The organism is Nonomuraea sp. NPDC050556, assembly GCF_044457355.1.
In the GTDB taxonomy this organism is placed as follows: Bacteria; Actinomycetota; Actinomycetes; order Streptosporangiales; family Streptosporangiaceae; genus Nonomuraea.
Genome location: NZ_JBITGU010000001.1, coordinates 2,831,425 through 2,842,005 on the forward strand (window position 1 = coordinate 2,831,425; position 10,581 = coordinate 2,842,005).

At 70.5% G+C, this 10,581-nt stretch carries 9 protein-coding genes; 7 read left to right on the forward strand and 2 right to left on the reverse strand.

Annotated features, from left to right (window positions below; genetic code table 11):
* Nucleotides 1–244: 244 nt before the first annotated feature.
* The gene (gene lon / locus ACIBG8_RS13590; RefSeq protein ID WP_397343002.1) at nt 245–2,605 is read right to left on the reverse strand and encodes an endopeptidase La; all 2,361 of its coding nucleotides are present in this window, start codon (nt 2,603–2,605) and stop codon (nt 245–247) included.
* Between the two features lie 156 nt (nt 2,606–2,761).
* On the opposite strand from lon, the gene ACIBG8_RS13595 reads away from it, so the two are divergent.
* From ACIBG8_RS13595 to ACIBG8_RS13605, 3 genes are read left to right on the forward strand one after another with little or no spacing between them, the layout of a single operon-like run.
* Nucleotides 2,762–4,012 (forward strand): sensor histidine kinase, encoded by a 1,251-nt coding sequence (locus tag ACIBG8_RS13595; protein ID WP_397343003.1) that lies wholly within the window; start codon nt 2,762–2,764, stop codon nt 4,010–4,012.
* A complete protein-coding gene (locus ACIBG8_RS13600; RefSeq protein WP_397343004.1) occupies nt 4,009–4,668 on the forward strand; it encodes a response regulator in 660 nt (219 codons plus the stop codon). The genes ACIBG8_RS13595 and ACIBG8_RS13600 overlap by 4 nt, the downstream gene beginning before the upstream one ends.
* Before the next feature lie 5 nt (nt 4,669–4,673).
* Nucleotides 4,674–6,008: a phenylacetate--CoA ligase family protein gene (locus ACIBG8_RS13605; protein WP_397343005.1), complete on the forward strand. Its 1,335-nt coding sequence runs from the start codon at nt 4,674–4,676 to the stop codon at nt 6,006–6,008.
* Here ACIBG8_RS13605 and ACIBG8_RS13610 read toward each other — a convergent pair.
* Nucleotides 5,923–7,338, reverse strand: a complete 1,416-nt coding sequence (locus ACIBG8_RS13610; protein ID WP_397343006.1) for a nitrilase-related carbon-nitrogen hydrolase — start codon at nt 7,336–7,338, stop codon at nt 5,923–5,925. The genes ACIBG8_RS13605 and ACIBG8_RS13610 overlap by 86 nt on opposite strands.
* Nucleotides 7,339–7,475: 137 nt before the next feature.
* On the opposite strand from ACIBG8_RS13610, the gene ACIBG8_RS13615 reads away from it, so the two are divergent.
* From ACIBG8_RS13615 to ACIBG8_RS13630, 4 genes are all read left to right on the forward strand, one after another.
* Nucleotides 7,476–8,180 (forward strand): alpha/beta hydrolase, encoded by a 705-nt coding sequence (locus ACIBG8_RS13615; RefSeq protein ID WP_397343007.1) that lies wholly within the window; start codon nt 7,476–7,478, stop codon nt 8,178–8,180.
* 61 nt (nt 8,181–8,241) lie between these two features.
* A complete protein-coding gene (locus ACIBG8_RS13620) occupies nt 8,242–9,285 on the forward strand; it encodes an acyltransferase (RefSeq protein WP_397343008.1) in 1,044 nt (347 codons plus the stop codon).
* Nucleotides 9,286–9,324: 39 nt separating this feature from the next.
* Nucleotides 9,325–9,966 (forward strand): heme oxygenase (biliverdin-producing), encoded by a 642-nt coding sequence (locus tag ACIBG8_RS13625; RefSeq protein WP_397343009.1) that lies wholly within the window; start codon nt 9,325–9,327, stop codon nt 9,964–9,966.
* 9 nt (nt 9,967–9,975) lie between these two features.
* Nucleotides 9,976–10,572, forward strand: a complete 597-nt coding sequence (locus ACIBG8_RS13630) for a TetR/AcrR family transcriptional regulator (protein ID WP_397343010.1) — start codon at nt 9,976–9,978, stop codon at nt 10,570–10,572.
* Nucleotides 10,573–10,581: the final 9 nt, after the last annotated feature.

Genomic DNA, 10,581 nt, shown 5'->3' on the forward strand with positions numbered 1-10,581 from the left:
CGCCTGACCCAACTTGCGCGAAGCGCCAACTGGAAGCCCTTTTCGCGGGCAACGCCCGCCCCAACAAAACAGCCCGAGCGAAGCGAGGCCCTCCAGGAGTCGGGGCCCCGGCCCGACTGGAAGAACGTCTGCCACCACTATGCGCGAAGCGCCATCAGGAAGCCCTTTGTGTGCCCTTTACGCGCGAGGCCCCGCCGTACCTCCACTGAAGGTAAGTACGGCAGGGCCGGTCCGAAGGGCGACGTTACGCGACCGCGGAAGTCGCCACCGTCGCCGGTGTCAGGGCGATCTCCAGCACCTCACGCACGTCACTGACCGCATGCACGGTCAGCTCCGCCAGCACCTCAGCCGGCACATCATCCAGATCCGGCTCATTACGAGCAGGAATCAGCACCGTAGTGATCCCGGCCCGATGCGCAGCCAGGATCTTCTGCTTGGCCCCACCGATCGGCAACACCCGCCCCGTGAGCGAGATCTCCCCGGTCATCGCCACGTCCGCCCGCACCTGCCGCCCCGACAGCAGCGAAGCGAGCGCTGTGGTCAGCGTGACCCCAGCCGAAGGGCCGTCCTTCGGCACCGCGCCCGCCGGGAAGTGCACGTGCACCGACCGGTCCTTCAGCGCCGTCACAGGAAGCTCCAGCTCCGCCCCGTGCGACCGCAGATACGACAGCGCGATCTTGGCAGACTCCTTCATGACGTCACCGAGCTGCCCCGTCAGGGTCAGGCCGGTGTCGCCGGTCTCCGGGTCGGCCAGCGAAGCCTCGACGTAGAGCACGTCTCCCCCCGCCCCGGTGACCGCCAGGCCGGTGGCCACGCCGGGCACCGAGGTGCGCTGCTTCGACTCCGGCAGCGACGACTCGGGCACGAACCGCGGCCGACCGAGATACTCCACCAAAGCGTCCGACGTCACGACCACGGGACCAGCATCCGAGGCAGCCGCGATCTTGCGGATCACCCGGCCCACCGCCCGCTCCAGGGAGCGGACCCCCGCCTCGCGGGTGTACTCGGCCGCCAGCCGCCGCAGCGCGGCGTCCTCGAAGGTGATCTCCTCGGTGGAGAACCCGGCCTGCGACAGCTGCTTGGGCAGCAGGTGGTCGCGGGCGATGGCGAGCTTCTCGTCCTCGGTGTACCCGTCGAGCGTGACGATCTCCATGCGGTCCAGCAGCGGCCCGGGAATCGACTCCAGGACGTTCGCCGTCGCCAGGAACAGCACGTCGGACAGGTCGAGCTCGACCTCCAGGTAGTGGTCGCGGAACGTGTGGTTCTGCGCCGGGTCGAGCACTTCGAGCAGGGCGGCCGTCGGGTCGCCCCGGTAGTCGGCGCCGACCTTGTCGATCTCGTCCAGCAGCACGACGGGGTTCATCGAGCCGGACTCGCGGATGGCGCGGACGATGCGGCCGGGCAGCGCGCCGACGTAGGTGCGCCGGTGGCCGCGGATCTCCGCCTCGTCCCGCACGCCGCCGAGGGCGACGCGGACGAACTTGCGTCCCATGGCCCGCGCGACGGACTCGCCGAGCGAGGTCTTGCCGACTCCGGGAGGTCCGGCGAGGGCGAGTACGGCGCCGCTGCGCCGTCCGCCCACCACGCCGAGCCCCTTGTCGACTCGTCGCTTGCGCACGGCCAGGTGTTCGATGATGCGGTCCTTCACATCGTCCAGCCCCGTGTGGTCGGCGTCGAGGACGGCCCGCGCACCCGTGATGTCGTAGTTGTCGGCGGTCCGCTCGTTCCAGGGGATGTCGAGGACGGTGTCCAGCCACGTCCGGATCCAGCCGGTCTCGGGCGACTGGTCGGAGGTGCGCTCCAGCTTGTCGACCTCCTTCAGCGCGGCCTCACGGACCGCGGAAGGCAGGTCGGCGTTCTCGACGCGGACCCGGTAGTCCTCCTCTTCCGAGGAGGCGTCGCCGTTCAGCTCGGAGAGCTCCTTGCGCACGGCGGCCAGCTGCTGGCGCAGCAGGAACTCGCGCTGCTGCTTCTCCATGCCCTCCTGGACGTCCTTGCGGATCGTCTCGGCGACGTCGAGCTCGGCCAGGTGCTCGCGGGACCACTCGACCAGCTTCTCCAGCCGGTCGGCCGGGTCGGGCGACTCCAGCAGCTCGACCTTCTGCGCCGTGGACAGCCACGGGGTGTAGCCGGAGCTGTCGGCCAGGACGGCCGGGTCGTCGATCTGGTTCACCTGGTCGACGACCTGCCACGCGCCGCGCTTCTGCAGGATCGTGGTGGCCAGCGCCTTGTACTCGCGGGCCAGCTCGTGGGCGCGCTCGCCGGACTCGACCCGGTCGACGGTGATGGCCTGCACCCACAGCGCCGCACCAGGACCGGTCGTCCCGGCGCCGACCCGCACGCGGACCACGCCGCGCACCACCGCGGCGGGCTCGCCGCCCGGCAGCCTGCCGACCTGTTCCACGATCGCCTGCACGCCGACGGCGCCGTATTTGCCGTCGATCCTGGGAACGAGAAGCACCTGTGGCTTGTTGCTACCGGATGCCTGTGCAGCGTCGATGGCGGCACGCACCTCGGAGTCGGACAGGTCCAGCGGAACCACCATTCCCGGCAGGACGACCTCGTCGTCGAGCGGCAGGACCGGGAGGATCAGGCTCTCACTCATACGAACTCCTTCAGCAGACTTGAGCTATACCGACTCAAGTAACGAGAGCCTCCGAATGTTCCCGAAGTTGCCAATGTTCGCTCACAGCGATCGTAATCATGTAAGCGCTACTTGAGAGTGACGCGGTGCACGAGGCCGACCACCTAGGCTGACCTGGTGATCCACGCCCTTATTCAGCCGTTCTGGCTGGCGTTGTTCCGGGGCGAGGCAGATCCGCCGACGCCCCGGTCGCGCCGCCTGCGCTTCCCCATGCCCCGCGCGATCGGCGTGCTGCCGTTCAGGACGGTCGACCTGCCGCTAATCGCCGACGTCGTCCTGGGCGTGCTGGTCTACGCCTTCACGATCAACGCGTTGAGCGCGATGCCGCACCAGGACAACGAGCTGCTCAAGCAGCTGACCGCGATGAGCCTGGCGCTGCCCCTCCTCCTGCGCGACCGCTACCCCCTGGCCGCCTGGCGGGTGGCCGTGCTGGCCGTTCCGCTCGCCATCACCCAGCTGGCCGAGAACACCGACGTCCTGCCGTATACCTCGCCGCTGACGGTGATGTACCTGCTCGTTCTCTACTCCGTCGCCGTACGGTGCCGTCGCGAGATCTCGCTGGCCGTCTGGATCATCTCGGTGCTGATCGCCTCGATGTTCCATTCGGACTCGATGCCCGTCGTGGCCGTCGTCATGGCGGTGGCCATCCTGTTCGGTTACAACGTGCGGGTACGGCGGAGCGCCACGGCCCAGCTGTTCGAGGAGGAGAAGCGCAGCCAGGTCGCCAAGGCCGCGCACGCCGTACTGGAGGAAAGGGCCCGCATCGCCCGCGAGCTGCACGACGTGGTCGCCCACCACATGTCGGTCATCGCCATCCAGGCGGAAGCCGTACCCCTCAAGGCCAAGGGCGACGTGGCGCAGCTGGAGGCCGGGCTGGCCGAGATCAGGGGGCTGTCCCTGGAGGCGATCGCCGAGCTGCGCCAGGTGCTCGGCGTGCTGCGCGACGAGGAGGGGCGCAAGGAGACCACCCCGATGCCCGGCCTGGAACGCCTCGACGAGCTGGTCGCCCACGCGCGCAGCGCCGGGCTCGCCGTACAGGTCGAGAGGTCGGGCTCGGTCGAGGACCTGCCCGCCGCGGTGGGGCTGTCGATGTACCGGATCGTCCAGGAGTCGCTGAGCAACGCCATGCGGCACGCGCCGGGCGCCACGGTCGCGATCGAGATCGCCAGGCAGGGCGATATCGTCCAGGTGCGGGTCGCCAACGGCCCGGGGACGAAGGCGGCGCAGGCCTCCCAGGGCGCGGGCCAGGGGCTGATCGGCATGCGGGAGCGCGCGGCGCTGCTGGGCGGCACGCTGCAGGCCGTACCCGTCAGAAGCGGAGGATTCGAGGTGACGGCGAGGTTGCCGGTCGGGGAGGACGGCGCATGATCCGCGTGCTCATCGCGGACGACCAGGGCATGGTCCGCACGGGTTTCACCACGTTCCTGGACGCCCAGGGCGACATGGAGGTGGTCGGCGAGGCCGCCAACGGCCTGGAGGCCATCGCCCAGGCGGAGAAGCTGAGGCCCGACGTGATCCTCATGGACGTCCGGATGCCCGAGATGGACGGCCTCGAAGCAACCCGGCGCATCATGAAAAATCCCGAAATTTCGGTGAAGATCTTGGTCCTGACGACCTTCGACCTGGACGACTACGTCTACGAGGCGCTCCGCGCCGGAGCCAGCGGCTTCCTGCTCAAGGACGCCTCGGCCGTCCAGCTCGCCGAGGCGGTGCGCATCGTGGCCGCGGGCGACGCGCTGATCGCGCCCGCGGTGACCAAGCGGCTGATCCACGAGTTCGCCAGGCTCGGCGGCCCCCGCGCGCCGACGCGCAAGCGGCTCAGCGAGCTGACCGAGCGCGAGACCGAGGTGCTCGCGCTCGTCGCCCAGGGCCTGTCGAACCAGGAGGTCGCCGCGCGGCTGTTCGTCTCGGAGCAGACGGTCAAGACGCACGTGGGCCGCATGCTGGCCAAGCTCGACCTGCGCGACCGCGCCCAGGCCATCGTCTACGCCTACGAGACAGGGCTCGTGCGACCTGGAGAATAGGCGTCATGGACGTGATGGAGCACTTCCGCCGGGTCGCCGACACGGTGCCCGCCTACCGCGCGTTCCTGGCCGAGCACGGCATCGATCCCGCACAGGTCGAGAAATTTCAGGACCTGCCGTTCACGACCAAGGACACCTACCTCCGCCGCCACCCCCTCCCCCGGCTCTGCCGCGACGGCAGGATCGGCGACATGGTCGCCGTCTCCTCGGGCTCGACCGGCGAACCCTCCTTCTGGCCCAGGTCGGCGGCCGACGAGCGGGTGATCGCCGCCCGCTTCGAGGAGGTGATGACCACCTTCGGCGCCCGCGACAGGACCACCCTCGCGGTCATCTGCTTCGCCCTGGGCACCTGGGTCGGCGGCCTGTTCACCCTCAACTGCCTGCGCCACCTGGCCGAGCGCGGCTTCCCGATCACCTGCGTGGCCCCGGGCAGCGACCGCCGCGAGATCCTGCGCGTCATCCCCGAGCTGGCGCCGCACTTCGACCAGGTGGTCCTGTTCGGCTACCCGCCGTTCGTCAAGGACGTGATCGACAACGGTTCGTGGGCGGGCATCGACCTCAAGCTCGTCACGGCGGGCGAGGTCTTCAGCGAGGAGTGGCGCGCCCTGGTCGCCGACCGCGCGGGAATCGCCGACCCCGTGCACGCCACAGCCAGCCTGTACGGCACGGCCGACGCGGGCGTGCTCGGCAACGAGACCCCGCTCTCCATCGAGATCCGCCGCCACCTGTCCGCCCACCCCGACCGGGCCAGGACGCTGTTCGGCGAGTCGCGGCTGCCGACGCTCGTTCAATACGACCCCGAGGTGCGCTTCTTCGAGGAGCACCAGGGCACCCTGCTGTTCTCGGGCGACAACGGCATCCCGCTGGTCCGCTACCACATCGCCGACGAGGGCGGGATCATCCCCTACGACCGCATGATCGACTTCCTGGGCTTCACGCCGCGGGCGGAGGGTCCTGAGCGCCCGTTCGTCTACGTCTTCGGCCGCAGCCATCACACGGTCTCCTTCTACGGCGCCAACGTCTTCCCCGAGAACATCGCCGTCGGCCTGGAGCAGCCCGAGGTCAGGGACCTGGTGACGGGCAAGTTCGTGTTGCAGGCGGTCGAGGACGAGGGCCGCGACAGGAACCTCACCGTGACCGTCGAGCTGCGCGCCGGGCTGCGCCCCTCCGAGGGGACGGCGCAGGCCGTGGGCCAGTCGATCCTGACCCAGCTGCTCCGCCTCAACAGCGAGTTCGCCGCCTACGTGCCGCAGGTCAGGCAGTCGCCGTTCGTGCGGCTGCGTGAGTGCGGCGACCCTGAGTACTTCCCGCCAGGAGTGAAGCACCGCTACACAGCGTGAGCGCCAGGCAGGCCCAGGCGAACCAGTCGCCGAACCGGGAGTAGAGGGTCGGTGACGCGGCGGCGGGCAGGGTGGCCACGATGGAGACGAACGGCGCGCCCCTGCTGGCCCGCTCCGCGACGACGCGGCCGGTGGGGTCGCTGAGCAGGAGGAGCCCGTCGCGCGGCACGCGGGCAATGGTCATGCCGCTCTCAACGCCTCGGGCCAGGGCGATGCGGCTGTGGATCCACTCGTCGCCGGGGAAGTCCCAGGCGGGGGCGAACAGGGCGGTCGCGCCGCCGTCCCGGTAGGAGCGCACGAGGCCGGGGAAGTCGAGGTCCTTGCAGACGGCGATCGCCCAGGGGCGTCCCGGCACGTAGGCGGTGTTGCCCGCGGGCCCGGGCCGCAGCTCGCCCTCGCCACCGGGGATGAGGTGCTGCTTGAAGTACTCGACCGGCCTGCCCGAGGGCGGGAAGTCGAGGGCGGCGTTGTAACGGGCGCCGTTCCTGGCCAGGGTGAGCCCGACGACGACGTCGGCGCCGTGCTCTGCGGCGATCTTCGTCATCGGCCCGGCCACCAGGGGCAGGGTGGTGTCGTCGACGGAGAAGGTCTTCTCGGGCAGCACGATCAGCCGCGCCCCGCCCGCGGCCAGGTCACGCACCCGCTCGACGTACCCGGCGAGGATGGCCCTGCCCTTGGCGCCGGTCACGTCGAGGCTGCCGTCCTGCCGGTCGGTGGCCAGCAGCGCCACCCGCTCCCCCGGAGCATCCTGCGGTACGGCGAGCCTGGCGAAACCGTAGCCCAGCGCCAGCGCGCCGACCAGCGCGGTTGCCATAGCCGTCCGCAGGTCGAGGGTGGCGACCGCGGCGGGCACCAGGAGCAGCAGGAACGTCACGCCCCACACGCCGGTCACCGAGAGCGTCTGGAGGACGGGCAGCACGTCGGACTGCGTGTAGGCCAGGCTCCACCAGGCGCCGTGCGGCAGCGCCAGCGACACCCCGTACTCGACCGCCACCCATCCGGCGGCGAACGCGGGTGCGGCCAGCAGCGGCCGGGCCCTGAGCGCCCTGAAGAGCAGCACCACCAGGCCGAACAGGGCGGAGGTGCCGAGGATGATGCTCGCGGCGACCGGGAGGGGCATCTCCAGCACGCCGGCGAAGTAGTGCCACATCAGCGTCTGGCCGCCGAGCCAGGCGAGCGCGCCCGCGGCGAAAGCCGTACGGGATCCGGAGCGGGCGGCGGCGAACAGGACCGGTAGCGGGGCCAGCCAGGTCAGCCAGGGCACCGGGTGCAGGCCCGTCCCGGCGGCCAGGAGGGCGGCGGAGAGGAGGGTGGCGACGACGATTCTCATGGGACAGATCCTTCGCGCAGGGCCGCCGGGGCACATCGCCGCACGGGGCGATCACCGCCGTCACTCCTGAGGACTACGCGGGAAGACCACACCGTACGGCGACGCCGTTGACCAGGGCGTTTTTCTACGTTCTAGCCATGGTCCGGCACATGCTCCTGGCGAGCGCATTCCTCCTAGCCCTCCCGACGCCCTCGGCTCCTCCCTCAGAACGGCTCGTCAAGGTCTACGGCGACCTCGCGACGGCCGACCGGGTGGCGATCATCGTGCCCGGGGCCGACACGACGATCCGGACGTTCGAGAGCGCCACGTTCCGTCCCGGGGGTGCGGCGCGGTCGTTGCTGGCGCAGGCTCGGGCGCTGGACCCGGGGGCGCGGCTGGCGGTGATCGCGTGGCTCGGGTACGACAGCCCGCCCACGGTCAGCATGTCGGCGATCACCGAGTCGGCGGCGGTCGCCGGGGCCCGCTCGCTGGGCCGTACGGTCGCCGGGCTGCGGCCCGGGGTGCCGGTGACGTTGTTGTGCCACAGCTACGGGTCGGTGGTGTGCGCGCACGCCGCCCCTTCTCCGCGTGTCGCGGACGTGGCGGTGTTCGGCAGCCCGGGGCTGGGGTCGGTGCGGCGGCCGGGGTTCTGGGCGGGGCGGGGGGCGAGCGACTGGATCGCCAAGGTGCCGCACGTGCGGCTGGGGCCGCTGGGGTTCGGCGCCGACCCGATGACGTACGCGACCAGGACCTTCGACGCGGGGCCCGGGGGGCACAGCGACTATTTCCGACCGGGTACGGCTTCGCTCCGCAACCTCGCCCTGATCGCCCTCGGCAGGACGGCCGAGGTCACCCATGCCTGACCGCCTCCAGACCTCACCACTCCTGACGGACCCGGCTGACCCCACAAACCCCACAGACCTGATGCACCCCGCGAGATCAGGGGACCCCGGGGGAGACGGGAGGGGTGGGCGGGATCGGGGGATCGATGCGCTCAGGGCGCTGGCGATCGGTGGGGTGGTGCTGGGGCACTGGCTGGTCACCGCGTGGGAGCGGGTGCCGAGGCTGGTGATCTCCAGCCCGCTGGCCTACCAGCCGCACCTGGTCGCCGCGTCCTGGGTGCTGCAGACGCTCTCGGTGTTCTTCCTGGTGGGCGGCTACGTCGCCGCCCGCCCCCGAACGACGGCAAGCACCCGGACAGGAAACCGGCTGGTCCACCTCGTCCGCCCCACCGCGCCCCTGCTGGCTGTCTGGGCGCTCGTGGCCGGGGTGCTGGCCCTCAACGGCGTGCCGTACCGCGAGATCCGCGCCCTCGCCCTCCCCGCCCTCGGCCCCCTGTGGTTCCTGGCCGTCTTCGGCGCCCTCGCCGCCCTCACTCCCGTGCTCAAAAGGCTCCCCCTCCGACTGACGATCATCTCCCTGATCCTCCTCGTGGCCGTGGTCGACACAGCCAGGTTCGCCCTGGGCGCCCCCGCCTGGATCGGCTCGCTCAACCTGTCCGCCTGGGCCGTGCCGTACCTCCTCGGCATGCTCTGGGCCAGAAACGGCCTCACCAGACGCCACGGAATCTGGCTCCTGACCGGAGGCGCCGCCGCCACGATCGTGCTGGTCACCTGGTTCGGCTACCCCGCCGCCATGGTCGGCGTCACCGGCGTGAAGGTGTCGAACCTCAACCCGCCCACCCTCGCCGCCCTCACCTTCGGCCTCGCCCAGACCGGCCTCGCGCTCCTCCTCCACCGCCCCCTCTCCCGCGTCACGTCCAGCATCGTGACCACCGTCAACAAGCACGCGATGCCGATCTTCCTCTGGCACCAGACCGTCCTCGCCACCGCGGTGACCGTTTTCAGCCTGTACGGCAGGCCCGACTCCCCCGCCTGGATCGCGCAACGCCTCACGCTCATAGCCGCGATCCTCGTTTTTATGACATGGTGTCGTCATCAACTTGACGGACGCCCCGCGCGTTTGTGACACTGTGTCATGAAACTTCCGCGCACCCTGGAGTGAGCCGTGACCGCGTTCTCCGAGACTCTCCGCAACGCCACCTGGAGCGACCACGAGTCGGCCGAGGGCGAGAGCTATCTCAAGGAGCTCATGTCCGGGCGGCTGAGCGCCGAGGGTTACGGCGAGATGGTCGCGCAGCACTACTTCTGCTACGTCGCCCTCGACGGCGTCTCCAGGGCGCTGGCCGACCACCCGGTGGCCGGGCGCTTCGTCTTCCCCGCGCTCTACCGCGAGGCCGCGCTGGAGCGCGACCTGCAGACGGTGTTCGGCGACGACTGGCGCTCCAGGATCGTGCCGTCGAAGGCGACCACGACGCTGGTGGCCAGGATCAACCAGATGACCGACTGGCCGGCCGGCTACATCGCGCACCACTACACGCGGTACATGGGCGACCTGTCCGGCGGGCAGTTCATCCGCATGGAGCTGCAGAAGATCTACGGCTACGACCGCGACGGCGGCGTCGACTTCTACCTGTTCCCCGAGGTGGGAAGCCTGCCGCAGTTCAAGAACGAGTACCGAGCCCGCATCGACGCCCTCGACCTCGACGAGGCCGAGCAGCAGCGGATGGTGCGCGAGGTGAAGCTCGCCTACCAGCTCAACACCGAGGTACTCGCGGAGCTGATGCACGTCGTCAAGGCCGCCGCCTAACATAGGGGCATGCCCCGCATCTCCGCAGCCACGATCGGCGAGCACCGCGCGCAGACGGTCGACCGCATTCTGCAGGCGGTGTCGCGGCTGGCGCGCGTGCACGGCATCGACGCCATCTCCATGACCGACGTCGCCGGCGAGGCGGGCATCACCCGCACGGTGCTGTACAACTACTTCCCCGACAAGGCCGCGCTGCTGCTGGGGTTCACCGAGCGGGTCACCCACTACTTCATCGAGTCCTACGAGCGCGAGCTGCCCGCCGACGCCTCCCCAGGCGACCGGCTGCGCGCCTTCGTCCGGCTGCAGCTGGCCGGGCTGCTCGCCCACCCGCACCCCGGCGCCGCCGACCTGAGCGCGACGCTGGGGCCTGACGCCTACCAGCAGCTCGCCGACCACGTGGCGCCGATGCAGCGCATCCTGGTCGACATCCTGGAGAGCGGGGTGGCGTCGGGCGACTTCCGCGCCCTGGAGACGGCGGCGACGGCGCGCATGATCATGGCGGTCATCGGGGCCGAGCGCGTGCCGCTGATCAGCGGCGCGGTGACGGTGGAGGCCGCCGAGGAGCTGGTGTTCGGGTTCGTACGGCGGGCGCTGGCCCAGTCCTGAACCGCTTCA

Bases quoted from the DNA above. Each gene is read 5' to 3' on its own strand.
- ACIBG8_RS13600 (WP_397343004.1), top strand. From the start codon at position 4,009: ATGATCCGCGTGCTCATCGCGGACGACCAGGGCATGGTCCGCACGGGT.
- ACIBG8_RS13610 (WP_397343006.1), bottom strand. From the start codon at position 7,338: ATGAGAATCGTCGTCGCCACCCTCCTCTCCGCCGCCCTCCTGGCCGCC.
- ACIBG8_RS13605 (WP_397343005.1), top strand. From the start codon at position 4,674: ATGGACGTGATGGAGCACTTCCGCCGGGTCGCCGACACGGTGCCCGCC.
- ACIBG8_RS13630 (WP_397343010.1), top strand. From the start codon at position 9,976: ATGCCCCGCATCTCCGCAGCCACGATCGGCGAGCACCGCGCGCAGACG.
- ACIBG8_RS13620 (WP_397343008.1), top strand. From the start codon at position 8,242: ATGCACCCCGCGAGATCAGGGGACCCCGGGGGAGACGGGAGGGGTGGG.
- lon (WP_397343002.1), bottom strand. From the start codon at position 2,605: ATGAGTGAGAGCCTGATCCTCCCGGTCCTGCCGCTCGACGACGAGGTC.
- ACIBG8_RS13615 (WP_397343007.1), top strand. From the start codon at position 7,476: ATGGTCCGGCACATGCTCCTGGCGAGCGCATTCCTCCTAGCCCTCCCG.